Annotated in this window: 18 protein-coding genes and 1 riboswitch; of the genes, 11 read left to right on the plus strand and 7 right to left on the minus strand. The window is 69.9% G+C overall.

Annotated features, from left to right (window positions below):
* Positions 1-127 precede the first annotated feature (127 nt).
* Positions 128-874, plus strand: coding sequence for a hypothetical protein (locus ACWDU1_RS05715; RefSeq protein ID WP_449996112.1), 747 nt, complete (start codon positions 128-130; stop codon positions 872-874).
* Between the two features lie 89 nt (positions 875-963).
* Here ACWDU1_RS05715 and ACWDU1_RS05720 read toward each other — a convergent pair whose 3' ends face one another.
* A complete protein-coding gene (locus ACWDU1_RS05720; RefSeq protein WP_449996113.1) occupies positions 964-1,410 on the minus strand; it encodes a 6,7-dimethyl-8-ribityllumazine synthase in 447 nt (148 codons plus the stop codon).
* A 78-nt stretch (positions 1,411-1,488) separates the two neighbouring features.
* A riboswitch (FMN riboswitch) is annotated at positions 1,489-1,654 on the minus strand.
* A gap of 64 nt (positions 1,655-1,718) precedes the next feature.
* On the opposite strand from ACWDU1_RS05720, the gene ACWDU1_RS05725 reads away from it, so the two are divergent.
* From ACWDU1_RS05725 to ACWDU1_RS05735, 3 genes are all read left to right on the plus strand, one after another.
* A complete protein-coding gene (locus ACWDU1_RS05725) occupies positions 1,719-2,096 on the plus strand; it encodes a hypothetical protein (protein WP_449996114.1) in 378 nt (125 codons plus the stop codon).
* Positions 2,096-2,677 (plus strand): carboxymuconolactone decarboxylase family protein, encoded by a 582-nt coding sequence (locus tag ACWDU1_RS05730; protein WP_449996115.1) that lies wholly within the window; start codon positions 2,096-2,098, stop codon positions 2,675-2,677. Before ACWDU1_RS05725 ends, ACWDU1_RS05730 begins: the two co-directional genes overlap by 1 nt.
* Before the next feature lie 108 nt (positions 2,678-2,785).
* Entirely contained in the window at positions 2,786-3,754 is a 969-nt protein-coding gene (locus ACWDU1_RS05735) for a sterol desaturase family protein (protein ID WP_449996116.1), read from the plus strand.
* 7 nt (positions 3,755-3,761) lie between these two features.
* Here the strand turns inward: ACWDU1_RS05735 and ACWDU1_RS05740 are convergent, their stop codons facing one another.
* The gene (locus ACWDU1_RS05740; protein WP_449996117.1) at positions 3,762-4,553 is read right to left on the minus strand and encodes an SDR family NAD(P)-dependent oxidoreductase; all 792 of its coding nucleotides are present in this window, start codon (positions 4,551-4,553) and stop codon (positions 3,762-3,764) included.
* A 258-nt stretch (positions 4,554-4,811) separates the two neighbouring features.
* On the opposite strand from ACWDU1_RS05740, the gene ACWDU1_RS05745 reads away from it, so the two are divergent.
* Complete coding sequence (locus tag ACWDU1_RS05745; protein ID WP_449996118.1) at positions 4,812-5,435, plus strand: TetR family transcriptional regulator; 624 nt, start codon at positions 4,812-4,814, stop codon at positions 5,433-5,435.
* A 48-nt stretch (positions 5,436-5,483) separates the two neighbouring features.
* Here the strand turns inward: ACWDU1_RS05745 and ACWDU1_RS05750 are convergent, their stop codons facing one another.
* Positions 5,484-7,148 carry a class I adenylate-forming enzyme family protein gene (locus ACWDU1_RS05750; RefSeq protein ID WP_449996119.1) on the minus strand — a complete coding sequence of 555 codons (1,665 nt, stop codon included), beginning with the start codon at positions 7,146-7,148 and terminating at the stop codon, positions 5,484-5,486.
* Between the two features lie 205 nt (positions 7,149-7,353).
* Between ACWDU1_RS05750 and ACWDU1_RS05755 the strand changes: the two genes are divergently transcribed.
* Entirely contained in the window at positions 7,354-8,208 is an 855-nt protein-coding gene (locus ACWDU1_RS05755; protein ID WP_449996120.1) for an IclR family transcriptional regulator, read from the plus strand.
* Here ACWDU1_RS05755 and ACWDU1_RS05760 read toward each other — a convergent pair.
* A complete protein-coding gene (locus ACWDU1_RS05760; RefSeq protein ID WP_449996121.1) occupies positions 8,137-9,123 on the minus strand; it encodes a LysR substrate-binding domain-containing protein in 987 nt (328 codons plus the stop codon). The genes ACWDU1_RS05755 and ACWDU1_RS05760 overlap by 72 nt on opposite strands.
* Before the next feature lie 210 nt (positions 9,124-9,333).
* On the opposite strand from ACWDU1_RS05760, the gene ACWDU1_RS05765 reads away from it, so the two are divergent.
* Both ACWDU1_RS05765 and ACWDU1_RS05770 read left to right on the plus strand, forming a co-directional pair.
* Positions 9,334-10,590: a Glu/Leu/Phe/Val dehydrogenase dimerization domain-containing protein gene (locus tag ACWDU1_RS05765; RefSeq protein ID WP_449996122.1), complete on the plus strand. Its 1,257-nt coding sequence runs from the start codon at positions 9,334-9,336 to the stop codon at positions 10,588-10,590.
* A gap of 75 nt (positions 10,591-10,665) precedes the next feature.
* Complete coding sequence (locus tag ACWDU1_RS05770) at positions 10,666-11,406, plus strand: dienelactone hydrolase family protein (RefSeq protein WP_449996123.1); 741 nt, start codon at positions 10,666-10,668, stop codon at positions 11,404-11,406.
* A gap of 21 nt (positions 11,407-11,427) precedes the next feature.
* Here the strand turns inward: ACWDU1_RS05770 and ACWDU1_RS05775 are convergent, their stop codons facing one another.
* A complete protein-coding gene (locus ACWDU1_RS05775) occupies positions 11,428-12,324 on the minus strand; it encodes a class I SAM-dependent methyltransferase (protein WP_449996124.1) in 897 nt (298 codons plus the stop codon).
* A 204-nt stretch (positions 12,325-12,528) separates the two neighbouring features.
* Here ACWDU1_RS05775 and mug point away from each other — a divergent pair, with 204 nt between their 5' ends.
* Complete coding sequence (gene mug / locus ACWDU1_RS05780) at positions 12,529-13,119, plus strand: G/U mismatch-specific DNA glycosylase (RefSeq protein ID WP_449996125.1); 591 nt, start codon at positions 12,529-12,531, stop codon at positions 13,117-13,119.
* A 4-nt stretch (positions 13,120-13,123) separates the two neighbouring features.
* On the opposite strand, the gene ACWDU1_RS05785 is transcribed toward mug, so the two are convergent.
* The gene (locus tag ACWDU1_RS05785; RefSeq protein ID WP_449996126.1) at positions 13,124-14,173 is read right to left on the minus strand and encodes an alpha/beta fold hydrolase; all 1,050 of its coding nucleotides are present in this window, start codon (positions 14,171-14,173) and stop codon (positions 13,124-13,126) included.
* A gap of 138 nt (positions 14,174-14,311) precedes the next feature.
* Between ACWDU1_RS05785 and ACWDU1_RS05790 the strand changes: the two genes are divergently transcribed.
* Together ACWDU1_RS05790 and ACWDU1_RS05795 are read left to right on the plus strand one after the other, a co-directional pair.
* Complete coding sequence (locus ACWDU1_RS05790; RefSeq protein ID WP_449996127.1) at positions 14,312-15,364, plus strand: hypothetical protein; 1,053 nt, start codon at positions 14,312-14,314, stop codon at positions 15,362-15,364.
* 57 nt (positions 15,365-15,421) lie between these two features.
* A complete protein-coding gene (locus ACWDU1_RS05795) occupies positions 15,422-16,210 on the plus strand; it encodes an SAM-dependent methyltransferase (protein WP_449996128.1) in 789 nt (262 codons plus the stop codon).
* On the opposite strand, the gene ACWDU1_RS05800 is transcribed toward ACWDU1_RS05795, so the two are convergent.
* On the minus strand, positions 16,204-16,766 hold a 563-nt coding region (locus tag ACWDU1_RS05800), incomplete at its 5' end, for a TetR/AcrR family transcriptional regulator (protein WP_449996129.1). The genes ACWDU1_RS05795 and ACWDU1_RS05800 overlap by 7 nt on opposite strands.

Consider the following 16,766-nt stretch of genomic DNA (forward strand, 5'->3'; position numbering starts at 1 on the left):
CACCGCCACGCCGACGCGTGCGAGCGTACTCCGCTCCGGCGACAGATTCGCGATGCCGCGGTCGCGTGCCCGGCGATGTTCACACGACGCGCGCTGATGCGATGATTCCGGTCGGGAGGAGGATTCGATGATGTCGGAAGAACCCCGGGAACCGCGGCAGCGGGCGTCGGTCGGTGAATGGGTGGCGCGGGTCTTCGCGATCGTGCTGCTGGTACCGGTGCGGCTGATATGGGAGGGGGTGAAACTGTGCGGGCGGGCGGTGGTCGCGACGGGTGTCTTCCTCCTGGAGACGGTGCTGTCGCCGGTGGGCCGCTTCCTGTGGTACTGGGTGGTCCGCCCGCTGTGGCTGTTCGTGAAGGATGTGCTGTGGGGCTGGGCGGTGCAGCAGGTGCTGTGGGGGATGATCCTCACGCCGCTGGGGGCGCTGCTGATGAACTGGCTGTTGCGGCCGTTGCGCCATGCGGTGGAGGCCTGGCTGTGGCGGTATCTGCTACGGCCCGCGCTCGGCCTGGTGTGGCGGTGGATTCTGAGCCCGGTGCTGTACGCGGTCGCCGTGACCGTTCAGTGGTTCTGGTTGTGGTGTGTGGAATGGCCGTTGCGGCAGCTGTGGCGGTGGGTGCTGCGACCGTGCTGGGCCGCGGGAGTGCTGGTCGCGGCCTACGGGTGGCGGGGCGCCACCGTGGTGGTGCGGGTCCTGGTCGTGGTGCCGTGTGCGTTCGTGTACCGCTATGCGGTGCGGCCGGTGCTGCGCGCGGTCGGGCGCTGCTGGGAGGTGCTGGTGGCACGGCCGGTCGCCTTCGTGTACCGGCGGGTGCTGAAGCCGGTGAACCGGGCGGCGGCGGAACTGATCGCCTCGGTATTCGGACACCGGTAGCGCGGCATCCGGTTCCGCGCCGAGCACCGGCCCCCGGTATCGGCTGTCGTGCCGTTCCGGGGGACGGGGGTGTCACCGGCTCCGGGCGCTCAGGCCGGGACCGGGTCCAGGGCGAGAGTGGTCGCGATGGCATCGGCGAGTTCGGTGCCCTTGACCTCGAAGTGCCGGCCGAAATAAGTGAGATGTTCGGCGTGCTCGTGGAAATGATGCGGGGTGAGTACCGCGGAGAACACCGGTACGTCGCTATCGATCTGGATACGCATGAGCGCGTCCACCACGGTCGACGCCACGAAGTCGTGCCGGTAGATACCGCCGTCCACCACCAGCGCGCAGCCGGCGATCGCGGCGTAGCGGCCGGTGGCGGCCAGACGTTTGACCTGTAACGGGATCTCGAAGGCGCCGGGCACCTCGATGAGTTCGATATCCGTGTAGCCGCGCTCGGCGAGCCGGGAGCGGCAGGCCGTCACCGCCCGGTCGACGATCTCGGCGTGCCAGCGCGCGGCGACCACGGCGATACGAGAGGATTCGGGTGACATGGTTTTCTCCTGTTCGCTATGTCACCCAGGGCATGCCAACGCGAACAGGAACGACCCGCGGAGGCGGGTGTTCCGGCGCCGCGTTCTCTTCCATCCGGACTCTGACCGTCGGCTCCGGGATCGCACCGGGATCTGCTGACCCACCACCTCCGCGGAGATCGTGGCGCTCGCGGGCTCGTGCCTCCGGATCGGACCGGATGCCATCACCGCCGGTGGGGAATTCCACCCCGCCCTGAGAACGTGTACAGCGGAAACTGTAACAACGCCGCGAGTTCTGTCGCAACGGAGCCCCGGCCACAAGCCCCGGCGTGGATGGGCCGAAGTGGCCGGTCGCGGAGGCCGGGCGCGGTAGCGTGGGCGCCGTGCCGGGAGAGGACGAGAAGTACGCGGCGCACCGGGCCCTGGTGGACCGGGTGCTGAACGCGGACGGCCGGGCATCGCGCGAGCAACGCGCCCGGGCCTTCGCCGGATCCGACGCGCCCCCGCCGCTGCGGACATTGCTCGGCAACGTCGTCACGGCACCGGGCCGGATCACCGACGCCGAGTTCGCCGCGGCGAAATCGGCGGGCTTCGACGAGGATCAGTTGTTCGAAATGGTGGTATGCGCGGCGGTCGGCCGCGCGGCCCGGCTCTACGACAGTGGTCTCGCGGCACTGGCCGCGGCGACCGCGGACGAGGATCCGTGATGCGCCTCGATATCCTGAACCGCGGATACCGCCCCCGAACCAGACTGCTGTTCGCGATCATCCGGGTGTTCTCCGGCCACCCGCTGCCGGATGCGGCGAAGCTGGTCTTCTACCGGCCGGATTTCTACGGCGCCGCGGCCAAGACGTTCACCCATGCCGCGATGCGCGGGCCCTCCGAATGGTCAGTGGCCGATCGCGAGCTGATGGCGGCCTATGTGTCGGTGGTGAACGAGTCCGCGTTCTGCGTGGGCGCCCATACCGCGACGGCGACCCGGGCCTATCGCGACGGGCCGAAGGTCCGGGCCGTGCTCGCCGATCCGGATACCGCGCCCATCGAGCAAGGATTGCGTGCCATGCTGCGGATGCTCGGCACCCTCACCCGGCAGGGGACGATAACCGCCGATGATGTGCGGGAGGTGCTGGCCGCGGGTGTTTCACGCGCACAGGTCGCCGACGCGCTGGCGGTATGCGCCGCGTTCGATACCACCGACCGCCTGGCCGACGCCTTCGGATTCGCGGTGCCCGGCCCCGAGGGCTTCGAGGCCGGGGCCCGATATCTGCTCGCCCGGGGCTACCGGTAGGGCCCCGGAGCCGGTTCCTCAGAGATCCTTCACTACCGTCACACCGTCGCCCGACGATCGTGCGGGATCGTCATCGGTACAGCGACACTTCGGCGAGAGGCCCCGCATATGCGCGATCCATTGTTCGTGATACCCACCCTGATCGCCTTCGTGGTGCTGATGCTGGCCGAATGGGCGGCGACCCGGATCGACCCCGATACCCGGCCCGGTAAACACGGCTATCACGGCCGGGATGTCGCGACCAATATCGTGACCTTCGTCCTCGGCCGGATCACCAAGCCGATCATCACCGCCGCCGCTGTCGTCGGACCGCTGGCACTGGCCGCCGCGGTGGCGCCGCTGCACCTCGACACCGGCGCGTGGTGGGTATGGCCGCTGGCCTTCGTGACGGTGGACTTCTGCTACTACTGGGCGCATCGCGCCGACCACCGGGTGCGGCTGATGTGGACCTCTCATTCGGTCCACCACTCCTCGGAGTATTTCAATCTCAGCACCGCCGTCCGGTTGCCGTGGCTGAATCCGTCGATGCTGCTGCGCAGCACGTTCTTCGTGCCCGCCGTGCTGCTGGGTTTCCCGGTGTGGATGGTGTTGCTGATGCAATCACTGAACCTGGTGTTCCAGTTCCCGATCCACACCGAGCGGGTGGGGAAACTGTGGGGCCCGATCGAGTACCTGTTCAACACCCCTTCCCATCACCGTGTGCATCACGGTTCGAACAACCCGTATCTGGACAAGAACTACGCCGGCGTCTTCATCGTCTGGGACCGGATGTTCGGCAGCTACGCCGAGGAGATCGAACCGGTGCGGTACGGGCTCGTGCACAATATCGGCACCCACAACCCGATCCGCGTGAACTACGGCGAGCTGGCGTCGATGGCGCGCGATATCAAGAACGCGACGACGTGGCCGGCGCGATTCGGGTATCTGCTGCGTCCGCCCGGCTACCGCGAGGAGCCCGGACCCGATGCCGTGGGCGCCGGTGATTCGCCCCGGATCGACGGTTCGGCATCCACCGCGGAACTACTGGGCTCCACCGCCGGTCGGCCGGGAGACGCGCCGCTGAAAGCGGGTCTCTAGCGCCCGGTCACGGCCGGTTCATCAGGGTGCGCAGGGCCCGGGCGGCGCTGCGCACCAGCGGGGCCCGCGGGAAACCACTGCGCTTGCGAGCGGCCTCGTAGTTGCCCCCGGCCACCCGGACCGGGCCGTCGGCGAGATGTTCGAGTCCCTCGCGGGCGATATCCGCCGGTTCGGCCACGAGGACGCCGGGGATATCGAAATTCAGCCCGGCCCGTTCCATGGCCGGGGTCCGGGTGACCCCGAGAACCAGTTCCAGCACGTCGACCCCGTACGGCTCGAGCTCGATCCACAGTCCTTCGGCGAATACCCGGCCGAATGCCTTGGCGGCGGCGTAGACGCTCTGCTGTTCCGAGCCGAGGTAGCCGGCCAGGGAGCCCAGCAGCACGATGCCGCCCCGTCCACGCTGTTTCATCGGCGCACCGAAATGGTGGGCCAGTTCGAGCTGCCGGTCGATGTTCAGGGTGATCACGCGGCGGAAGCCGTCCAGGTCGCCGGTGACGAACTCGTGCCCGTAGCTGTTCGCCCCGGCGTTGAAGATGAGCAGACCCACCTCGATATCGGAGGTCGCGGCGCGGATCCGCGCCACCGCGTCGGCCGCGAGCAGGTCGAGCGCGAGGGTGCGTACCTCGACACCCAGGGCGCGGGCCCGCGCCGCCGTTTCCTCGAGCGGGCCGGGTTTACGCGCGATGAGCACCAGATTCACCCCCGCGCGGGCCAGTTCTGCGGCGAAAGCGGCGCCCACCCCTTCCGAACCTCCGGCGATAACACACCACGGCCCATACCGACTCGTGTCGATCACTGGCACTACCTCTCTGCTGCGCTGTTCCCACTGCTGGGCCGGTCTCGCGGACGGGGGCGCCGTGCCGGATACCCCTGACGACGCGCGGCCCCGATATGGCCGACGCTAGGGTCCGTGGTGCGACGCACCGCCGGACGATCTCACTGGCCGGGACCGCGACGGAGCCGGGCCGGTCTCACTCATCGGACGCGGCTGCCGCCGGGTGCGGCGATGCTGGCAGCATCGAAGCGCGAGACAGCCGGTAAGGAGGGACACGCGATGCCGAGAATCGCCGAAGCGCGCGATGCCGCGGCACCCAGTTCCACCGAACAGCGCGCACGGGTCGTCCGGATACTGGATGCCGCCGCCGCGCTCGCCACCGAGCACGACCTCGAGCGGGTCCAGATGAACGAAGTGGCCAGACTCGCGGGCGTGGCCGTGGCGACCCTGTACCGCTACTTCCCGTCCAAGACACATCTCTTCGTCGCGGTGATGCTCGACCAGATCGACCGGATGGCCGCGGCCTTCGCGCGCCGCTCGCGCCGCGCCGTCCGCCCCGCGGACGCGGTATACGACACGCTGGTGCAGGTTCTGCGGGCGCTGATGCGCCGGCCGCTGCTGGCGAACGCCATGATCCAGTCCAACAGCACCGCGAAGGCCAGCACGGTTCCCGATACCGCGCGAGTGGACGACAATTTCCGCCGCCTGCTCTACAACGCGGCCGGTATCGACACGGTGACCGAACGCGACGCGACGCTGGTGCGGATCCTGGTGCACGCCACCTTCGGTGCGATCCAATCCTGTCTCAACGGCCGGATCACCATCGCCGGCGCCGAAAACGATCTGCGGGTGACCTGCGATCTGCTGCTGGCCGAATGGCCGGCGGAGTTCGATATGGCCTGAGACCGGCTCCTGCTCCGCGCCACCACACCGGCGCGGAGCACGCCCGGATCAGAACTCGATGGCGCGGCGGGCGAGTTTCCCGGTCGCGTTGCGTGGCAGCGACTCGGTGGTGATCCGCCAGTGGGCCGGCACCTTGAAATAGGAGAGACGCTCGGCGGCATAGGCTTTCAACTCGGTTTCGCCGACCGCCCCGGCCTGGGCGACGACGACCACGGCCGCCACCTCCTGACCGAGATCGGGATGGGGCACACCGAGCACCACGCATTCCTCGACGGCGGGATGTTCCTCGAGGCACTGTTCGATCTCGGTGGGGTAGATGTTCTCGCCGCCGCGCAGGATGAGATCGGAGCGCCGGCCGGTGAGCCACAGCCTGCCCCCGCGCACCAGTCCGTAGTCGCCCGTCCGCAACCACCGGTCGGGGGTTATCGCCGCCGCTGTCGCCGCCTCGTCCTCCCAGTAGCCGAGCATGACGAACGGACTACGCACACAGATCTCGCCCTCCGTTCCCTCCGGAACCGGGTCGCCGCCGGGAGTACGGACCTCGAGGGCGACCGTGAGGATGGGCCGGCCCAGCGTGCCCGGTGCCTGTTCGAGGTCGGCGGCGGTGGCCACCGCGATGGCGGTACTGCATTCGGTGAGCCCGTAGCTGTCGGCCAGCGTGGTGCCGACGGCCGGGAGCCGTTCGCGCAGCCGCTCCTTGAACGCGATCGAGGACGGCGCCGAGGCCAGTGCGAAGGCGGTCAGCGAGGACAGATCGTATTTCTCGAGGTCGTCGTGGGCCAGCAACCGGGCGGCCATGGTGGGCACCGCACCCCAATTCGTGACCCGCTCCCGCTGCACGAGCCCGAGCACCCGGTCGACGTCGAAGGCACCCTGGGGCATCACGACCGCGCTGCCGGTCGCCAGCCGGGGCACGATCACATTGTGCAGGCTGGCGATATGGAACAGGGGCGAGGTCAGCAGATAGCGCAGCGGGCCGGGCTCGGTGTCGTCGTAGGACCGGCCGCTGAATTCGGCCATCAGCGCGTCGTTGAACCGGTGGTAGTCGGCGACGGCCAGCAGGTTTCGATGCGAATGCACCGCGCCCTTCGGCCGGCCGCTGGTGCCACTGGTGTACAGGATGACCGCGGGGTCGTCCTCGTCGACGGGCACCCGGGGCAGTTCCGCTCCGGTGTGGCCGGCGATCAGACGGGGCAGATCGGATTCGACCGTCAGGACCGTGATGCCCGTGGTGTCGATACCGTCCAGCAACCGGGCGCGCGGGGCGTCGACGACGAGGACCGATGGCCGGCTGTGGCGTAACCCGTATTCGATCTCGCGCGGTACCCACCAGCCGTTGAGGCCCACCGTGACGGCGCCCAGGCACTGGGCCGCCCAGAACGCGGTCACCCATTCCGGGCTGTTGGCCGCCAGGATCGCGACCCGGTCGCCCGCGGTGACGGCGTGGTCGTCACGCCACGCCGCCGCCAGCGCCGCGACATCCGCCAGATGCGCGGCGAACGAGATACGGCGGTCCGCGGTGACCAGATAGTCGCGGTCGCCCCAGGCGCGCGATGCGGCGAGGAGATCGCCGGTCGAGCGGCCCCGGTGCCGCAGCACCGGTATCGCCACTCCCAGCACCTCTTCGGTGACCAGTTCGAACCGGCCGCCGGGGCCGGTCAATCGGGCCATGACGGCGGCCGGGTCCGGCTGCGCGGGTAGTGCTCGGGTCATGGGATGCCGCCTCTCGTTCGCGGTGCAGATCGCGCGCCAACATCTCACGGTGCGGCCCGGACGCCGGCGGCCGTTACCACTGAGCGAGATCGAGCGGATGCGCCGATTTCGGCCTTCGGACCGGCGCCGGAATGCTACGGTCGGCAAGAATTCATTTCAGTTTTGGAGATGAATAGAGGCATGAAGTGCGTGTTTGGAGTAGTCGATGACCATCATTGATTCGGACTGCCGGGTCGATGCGCCGGACCAGGTCCTACCCGCGTCGATGGTCGAGCGGATGACGTTGATCCTCGACGCCTTCGAGGGGCGTGGGTCGCGGCTGACGCTCGAGGAAGTGGCCGGCCGCGCCCGGCTGCCGCGTTCCACCGTCCACCGGATCCTGCACCAGATGGTGCGCCTCGACTGGATCGAACACGCCGCCCACGGCTACCGGCTGGGCGGCCGCGCGCTGGCGCTCGGCGGTGACGGCGGGCAGGGGCAGATCCGCGCCGCCGCCGCGCCGCTACTGCACGAATTGCATCAGCGCACCGGGATGGTGGTTCACCTGACGGTGCTCGAGGGAGCGGACTGCGTCTACCTCGACAAGATCGGGGGCCCGTTCGCCGGCCGGATTCCGTCCCGGGTCGGCGGCCGGGTTCCCGCGCACGCCACCGCGGCCGGGAAGGCGATGCTGGCACGGCTGGTGCCCGAGATCGTCGATCATCTCTACGGCCGGGCGCTGCCCGGGCGGACCGGGCGCACGATCACCGAGCGCACCGTGCTGCACGGTGAACTGCACCGGATCCGCCAGCGCAGTGGTCTGGCCTTCGATATCGGTGAATCGGCACCCGGCGTCGGCTGCGCCGGGGCGGCGGTACGCGGACCGGACGGGCCGGTGGCCGCCATCTCGCTCTGCGGGGACCGGCAGCACAATCGGCTCGATCGGGTCGCGCCCCTGGTGGTCGAGGCCGCGCGTGAGGTTTCGCGCCGGCTGCGGCCGGGCTCGCGATCACCCGAGAGCCAGCCGGCCCCCGGCGTCCTCGCCGGGCGGTATCGGCTGCCCGGTGGTGGGCGCGGGTAGGGCGGTATCGGCGCCGAGCCCCTTCTCCGCGGCCGCGGTGCGGACCGCGTCAACCACCAGTAGCAACGCCGCTCGCCGTGCCGTATTGGTGCGGTAGGCCAGCGAGACGGTCCGGGTGAGGACATCGCCGAGCGCGACGACCGATACCCCCGGCGGGCGCAGGGCCAGGCCCAGATCGGATACCAGCGTGACACCGAGCCCGGCCGCCACCATCGCCATGGCCGTCGCCTGCTCCTCCACCTCGTGGTGGATGCGCGGTTCGAGCCCGGCGGATTGGAACGCCAGCCGCGCCGAATGGCCGAAATGCGATCGGGCGGGAGCCAGGATCCACGGATGTTCCGCCAGTTCGGCGAGCGTGACGCTGGGCGAAGGCACCGCGCCTTCCGGGACGGCGGCGTGTAACCGCTCGACGGCGATGATCGCCCGTTCCAGACCGCGATCCCAGGTCATCGGGGAATTCGAGTAGTCGAGGACGAAGGACAGATCGAGAGTCCCGTCGAGGACCGCCGCGGCGGTGGCCTCCGGCGCCAGCTCCTTGGTTCGCACCAGGATGCCCGGATGCGTACGGGCGAGCGCGTTGAGCGCGTCGGGCAGCAGGCCGGAGGCCACCGAGGCCCAGACCCCGGCCGTGATCTTGGCCGATACCGATTCGCCGGACTCCTCCAGAGCCTGGGTGGCGCGTTCGACCGCCGCGAGGATCTCCTCCGCGTGCTCGGCGAGCAGCACGCCCAGATCGGTGAGCTGCACCCGGCGGCCGCGGCGCTCGAAGAGCCGGGTGCCGACATCGCGTTCGAGCTGCGCCAGTTGCTGGGACACCGCCGAAGCGGTGTAGTGCAGAGCCGTCGCGGCCGCGGTGATAGTGCCACGCCGGTGCAGCTCACGCAGCATTCGCAGACGGGCCAGCGAAAGGTCCATACCCACGAGCCTAAGCGTTGTGCAGGAGTACTGAACAACGCCGTGAACGAACCGTAAATAGACGCGCGGCCGGGTGCGAATGCACGCTTGGGGGCACCGGATGCAAGCCATCGGCCGGGGACGACGAGGTCCGGGCAGGGACACTCGCTACTCGGGTATTTCCCCGTGGGTGGTGGCGTCAAACATGACCACGAAGAGGAGGGGTTCGCCGTGACGACGATCCAGGACCCGGCCGGGGGCACACCGCAGGTGGCCGCGCACACCGTTCCGACCATCCCCGCGGCTGTCGCCGTCGCCCCCGCGATCCGCCGCTCCGAACCCTATATGCGGCTGCACTGGACGGATTCGGTGACCGGCGCGGTCGGCTATCTCGTCGTCCACACGCTGCGGGCGGGCCTGGCGACCGGCGGTACCCGTATGCGCGCCGGCTGCACCGTGCACGAGGTGGAGGATCTGGCGCGCGGGATGGCCAACAAGACGGCCACTTTCGACCTGCCGGTCGGCGGCGCCAAAGGCGGGATCGACTTCGACCCCAAGGATCCACGCGCCGTGGAGGTGCTGGAGCGGTTCTGTGAGGCGATGCGCCCCTGGATCGACTCGCACTGGGTGACGGCCGAGGATCTGGGCGTGCCGCAGCACCTGATCGACGAGGTGTTCGAGAAGCTCGGTATGGGTCAGAGCTACCATGCCGCGATCAGCCGCGCGGCCGATCCGGTGGCCACGCTCGAGCGCGTCCGCAAGGGCCTGAACGCGGCGGTCGACGGCGGTTTCCTGCTCGGCGACGTGATCGGCGGTTACGGAGTCGCGCACGCCTGCCTGGCCGCCGCGGTCTGGCAGGGCCGGGGTCCGGCCGACACCACGGTCGCGATCCAGGGCGTGGGCACCATGGGCGGCGCGGCCGCCTACTACCTGCACGAGGCCGGGATGAAGGTCACCACCGTGGCCGACGCCGCGGGCACCCTGCACTGCGCCGACGGCCTCGATATCCCGGCCTTGCTGGACCTGCGCGACGGTTTCGGCGAAATCGATCGCTCCCGGCTGCCCGCCGGGATCGAACAGCTGCCGCGCCCCGCGATCCTCTCCGCCGAGGTCGATATCCTCGTGCCGGCCGCGATTTCCTACGCGATCACCCCGGACAACTCGTTCGATATCCGCGCCGGCGTCGTGGTCGAGGCCGCGAACGCCGCCACCACCCCGGAGGCGGAGGCCATGCTCGCCGCCCGCGGCATCCCGGTGCTGCCGGACTTCGTGGCGAACGCCGGGGCGGTGGCCTGGGCGTGGTGGCTGCTGCTCGGCGAGGTCGACGACAACCCGCAGAACTCCTTCGACCGGCTGCGCACCATCATGCACACCAAGGTCGCGCTGCTGCTGGGCGCGTGGACCGACGAGGGCCTCACCCCGCGTGAGTCGGGGCACCGCTGGGCCGACGATCCGGCACCGGTCGCGGGCCCGGTGGTCATCCCCTGACGGGGAGCCCGGCCGTGACGCCGTGATCACCCCGGCGTCACGGCCCACCCGCCCCGGTTCACTAGGGTCGGGGCGGTGAGCACGATCGAGATTTCACTGTCCGGAGGAACCGCCGAGGCCTATGCTGCGGGCGAGGTCGGCCCGGGTGTACTGCTGTATCCCGACGCGATCGGCCTGCGGCCACAGATCGAACAGATCGCCGACCGGATCGCCGGCTGGGGTTACGTGGTGCTGGCGCCGAATATCTTCTGGCGGTCCGGCCGGGCCGCCGATCTCGCACCCACGACCGATCTGCGTGATCCGGCCAATCGCGCGGCGTTCTTCGCCGGGGGCGTCGGCGCGCGGATGGCCGCGCTGACGCCGGAGGTGCTGCGCGCCGACGGTGCTGTCTGGCTGGACGCTCTACGCGGACTGCCCGGGGTGACCGATACCGCCGCCGGCGCGACCGGCTACTGCTTCGGCGGCCGCGCGGCCCTCGCGCTGGCCGCACACCGGCCCGCCGAGATCGCCGCGATCGGACTGTTCCATACCGGTGGTCTGGTCACCGATGCCCCCGACAGCCCGCACCACGATGTACCGAGGGTGCGGGCCGAGGTCCTGGCCGGGCACGCCGACAACGATCAGAGCAGCACCCCGGAGCAGATCGAGGCGTTCGACGCCGCGCTGGCGGCCGCGGGCGTCGACCATCGGACCGCGGTGTATCCCGACGCGACGCACGGGTTCACGATGGCCGATACCTCCATGTATCAGGAGGCGGGCGCCGAACGGCATTATCTGGAACTGCGCGAACTCTTCGACCGCACCCTGAAGACGTAGGAAGAACCGCAGCGGGCGTCGCTATCGGGCGTCGTAGGCCGCGGTGAGGTATCGCGGGCGCCGCCACTGCTGCTCGAGCTCCTCGGGGAGCTCGGGCAGTGTCACCCCGTAGCGCTGCGCCAGTTCGATCGAACCCGTGGCCGTCACCGTCCAGCCGTGATCGAGCAGCCATCGCGTCGCGTCGCTGCGTTCGTCGAAGTAGAAGAGTTCGGTCGGGTCGATCTCACCGAACGGGTTCTTGTCGAAGTATTTCGTCTCGAGGGCGGCGAAGCTCCCCGCCGCCACATCCGTCGGTGCGGTTTCGACCGCGAATCGGCTGCCGGGGGCCGAGAGTTCGTGGAGGCGGTCGAACAGCGCGTCCTGCGCCTTCCCCGGGAGGTAGGGGAGCAGACCCTCGGCCGACCATGCCGTGGGAATGTCCGTATCCAGCCCCGCCGCGAGGAGTGCGGCCGGCCAGTCCTCGCGCAGATCGACCGCGACCGTCCGGCGCCGCGCCCGCGGCGCCGCGCCGTGGTCGGCGAGGACCCGGTCCTTGAATTCGAGCACCTCGGGCCGGTCGATCTCGAAGACGACAGTGCCCGCCGGCCAGTCGAGCCGGTAGGCCCGGGCATCCAGTCCGGCGGCCAGGATCACGGCCTGTCCGGCCCCGGACCCGGCGGCCGCGAGGAAGAACTCGTCGAAGAACGCGGTTCGCAACCCCATGAACCCGGGAACCAGGGACCGCCCCGCGATCCTGGGTGGTTCCCGGAGGATGTCCAGGAAATGGGGTTCGCCCGCGGCCCGGACGAACAATGCCGCGTAGTCGTCGTGGATCAGCGGATCGGGCAGCGCCGATTCCAGGGCCCGGAAGGTGGCCACCCCCAGAGCGGTCAGCCCGACACCGGTGACGATATCCCACGCATCTCCTTCGGTTCGCATGGCGAACCACCTTCCGATCGAATCGGCGGATACGGTTACGGCAACGAACGTGCGCCCGGCGAGCGGACCGGAGATCCGGCGGACTCCTCGCGGCGGAAGCCGCCGGATATGAGACCAACCCCGATTCTACGACCGGGCCGCGCACCGGCCGCCGGCGCGCACCGAGCCGGGAGATGGACACTTCTCATCGGGCAGACTGAGGAGATGGCACCGTCCAGCCGCTATCGACCCGGCCCGGCCGACCTCGCCGCCGCGGCGGGTTCGGTGATCCCCGATGTGATCGCCCCGGATCTGCGGGTCCTGTTCTGCGGGATCAATCCGGGCCTGTGGTCCGGGGCGACGGGGCATCATTTCGCCCGGCCCGGAAATCGCTTCTGGCCCGCCCTGTTCCGGTCGGGATTCACCCCGCGCCTCATGCTGCCCGAGGAGCAGGACCAGCTGCCGGATCTGGGGTTGGGTATTACCAACGTCGTACCGCGCACGACGGCGAAGGCACAGGAGCTGACGAAACAGGAACTGGAGGAGGGGGGCCGCGCACTGGTCGACCGGGTGACGCGCTATCGGCCGCGAATCCTCGCGGTACTCGGACTGGGCGCCTACCGGACCGCGTTCGGCCGCCCGCGGACCGGTGTCGGCCGTCGACCCGGCGCGCTGGGAGCCACCGAGGTCTGGGTGCTGCCCAATCCGAGCGGCCTCAACGCCCACTATTCACTGGACGCCCTCGCCACCGAGTTCCGGACACTGCGCGACGCGGCGGAGCGCTCCGGCGGGCCACTGCCGCCCCCGGCCCGGTAACGGCTCAGCCGGGGATCGAATCCATCCAGTCCCGGACGGCCGCCTGGTACTCGGCGGTATTGCGCGCCAGGTTGACCGAATGCCCGCTGCCGGGCAGGACGAATGTCCGCAGCCGGGCCCCGGGTGCGAAATGCGGTGTCTCGGCCGCCTGCAGGGTCGCGGTATCGGCACAGGCGCTCGAGCACAGCACATCGGCGCTGCCGTTGACGACGAGCACCGGCACGGTGATCTCGGTCGACATCGGCGGCAGGGTCGAGGTCAGCCCGTCAGGATACTCGGCCGCGGAGAACACGTCCTTGGTCGCCTCGTCGACGGCCACCACCGCGGGGTCGGAGGTCTCGGGAGCGTGGAACGACCGTTCCCGTGTACCCGGCCGCGTGGTGAGATAGCCGGTGTCGTAGCCGCGACCGGTGAACGCGGCATCCTGTTCGGCGGGCTGGTAGGTGGCGATGATCCCGAGTGCGCCGGGCACGTTCAGGCTGTGCGAATAGCCGGTGAGCAGCACACCGTCCACGTCGTGGTGGGTGGTCGCCTCCAGGACGGCCACGCCGGAACTGAGCGAATGGCCGCCGGTGACGACCGTGCCGAAGGGTTCGGCCCCGCCGTACCCCGCACGCAGCGCGCCGACGAGTTCGTGCAGCGCCTGGGCGTCCGCGGTGGCGGTGACCCCGGTACTGGCCGGACGGGTGCTCGTGCCGGCCCGGTCGACGACGAGCGTGGCGAAACCGGCGGCGTTCATCGCCCGCCGGAAATTGTAGGTCTCGGGCGCGTGCGGGAAGTCCCAATAGGTGTGGTTGTAGTTCGAACCCGGCATCAGGACCATGACCTTTCCGGTCGCCGGGCCCGCCGGAGTGCACAGGGTCGTGGCCAGGGTGGTGCCGCCGCCGGTCCGGAACGGAACCTGCTCGCATCGGCCCGGATCCGGTGCGTCGGCATGGGCCACACCCGGGGCCGACCACGCCACCGCGACCGCCAGGGCGGCAAGCAGCCGCGCGGTGAACGGCGAACGGCGCGTGCGCCGGCCGCCGACGCGCGGAGAGCTCAGTGCAGTCATGCCCAGAGAACCTAACCGGGGTCGCGTTGGCGCGCAACGAATGTCGGGATCCGGCCGCCGGAACCGCATGCCCCGCAGTGCGACCGCGAATTGCCGAGTGGGCAGGTAGACGAGGTCTTCCGCGGCTAGGATGCGAACGTGAGCAGGCGGGCCGTGCATTTCGTCGGAAGTTTTCCGGCCGATACCACCGAAGACGCGATGCGAGCCATGCTCGACGCCGCCGGCCCGCGGCTGCGCACGGTGCCCACCGGGGAAACGCGCCGCTACGAGTTCTATATCCGCCCCATCATCGAAGACCTGGTGGCGCGAGGCGTTCTGGAGGTCGAGCAGCCCAGGGAGTGGCGATCGAGCCGGGACCGGACCCGCCATCGCGTGCCCCGGGATCGCCCGCTCGCCGCCGAGGCGCTCGAACTCGGCTACCGGGCCGAGGCGGCGGAGGCCCTACCGGTGTTCACGCGGCTGTGCCCGCAGCGCGCGGCGCCGGGTGCGGCTCTGCAGATCGGTATGCCCACCGATTTCACGCTCGCCTTCATCGCATTGGGTGTCACCGGCGTACTCCGGCATCGCGCCGCGTTCACCACTGCGACCGTCCGGGAGATCGCCGCGATCCGGGCACTGGCCGGCGACCAGGTGGTGATCCAGCTCGAGGCCACCGCCGAACTGGTGCTGATGGCCTCGGCGCAACCGGCGCACCGGGCCGCCGACACGTTGCTGGGACTGGCCCGCGGGATAGCGGGGATCGCGGCGGCGGCGCCCGCCGGCACCAGGTTCGGGGTGCATCTGTGCCTCGGGAGCCTGCACAACAAGGCCCGGGCCGTGCTGCGCGATACCCGGCCGCTGGTCGATCTCGCCAATGCCGTGGTGGCGCACTGGCCGGCGGGCCGGCCGCTGGAGTTCGTGCACGCCCCGTTGGCGGCGGGCGCGGTGCCGCCCCCGGACCGGCCGGAATTCTATGCGCCGCTGGCCGGGCTGGCACTCGGTGCGCACACCGCGTTCTACGCGGGCGTCGTGCACGAGACCCCCACGGACGAGCAGCAATTACATCTGCTGTCCCTCGTCGAGGACGCTCTGGGGCGTCCGGTCGACGGGGTGGCCAGCGCCTGCGGGTTGGGCCGGCGTCCCCGCGCGATCGCCGAGGCGTTACTCGCGCGGGCCGAACGTACCGCGGCGGGCGGGGAATCGGGCGAATGAGGCAGGGCGACAGATCGGCACCGGCCGGTGGCCGGAATCGGAGGTAGCGTGACGGAGATGGAACGCACACCGCGAGGGGTGGATCCACACGAGCCGCGCTCGGCTCGGGTATTCGACTATCTGCTCGGCGGTAAGGACAACTACGAGGTCGACAGGGCCCTCGCGCACCGGATACTGGCGGTGGCGCCGGAAACCAAATCGCTGGCGTGGTTCAGCCGCAATTTCCTCCTGCACGCGGTGCGCGTGGCCGCGGCCGCCGGCGTGCGGCAGTTCATCGATCTCGGCTCGGGTATCCCGACCTCACCGAACGTGCACGAGGTCGCGCACGAGACCCACCCCGCCGCACGGGTGGCCTACGTCGACAACGATCCGGTGGTGTTCGTGCACTGCAACGCCCTGATGGGCAACCATCCGGCGGTAACCGCCCTGCACGCCGATGTGCGCCGTCCCGCGGACCTGCTGAACCGGCTCGAAACGGAATCGGGTATCGATTTCACCGAACCGGTCGCGGTGACCATGGTGGGCGTCCTGCACTACGTGATGGACGAGGAGGACCCGGCCGGGCTCCTGGCCGACTACCGCGACGCCCTCGCCCCCGGAAGCTATCTGGCGTTCACGCACGGCGCCGATATCAGCCATCCGGAGATCATCGAACGCACCTCGAAGGACGCGGCGAATACCTCGTCGCAGGTGAAGTACCGCTCACTGGACGAGGTGACCGCGTTCCTGGACGGTTTCGACAACCTCGACCCGGGAGTGGTTCCGCTGCAGCGGTGGCTCGACGACGATCTGCCGGAAACCCAGCTGGTGCTCTATGGCGCGATCGGACGTAAATCCGGTCAGTGATAGAGGCCGAGGAGAGCGCGGGCGGCCGCGTCGACGATATCGTCGGCCGAGGCGGTCACCGCGTCGTCCAGCCAGGCGGTGACCAGTTCGGCCATACCACCGATGAAGAACAGGCCCGCTGTCTCGTCGTCGTCGGCGCTGCGGCCGCGGGATCCGAGGAATTGACGTGCCTCGAGCGCGGATTCGTGGGCCAGGTGGCGCAGCAGTTCGGTCCGGCGCTGCCGTAATTTGGGTATCGCGACCGATTCCACGATGGCGACCCGGCCCTTCCGGGGATCGTCCACGAGTAGTTGCACGAACGCGCGGATGGACGCGCGTACCCGGGTCTCGGGATCCGCGCCGGCGGCTTCGGCGGCCCGCCGGCCGGCCTCCTCGATCTCGGCGGCGATCGCGTTCATCAGCGCTTCCAATGCCGCGTCCAGCCCGGTGAAACTCTCGTAGAAGTACCGCTCGCTGAGTCCGGCCACGGCGCAGATCGCGGTCATCGTCGTATTCGTCCCGGGATCCGACCAGACCGTCAGGGCGGCCTCGAGCAACCGGGCGCGGCGCTCGGTCG

This window comes from Nocardia sp. NPDC003345, assembly GCF_053589395.1.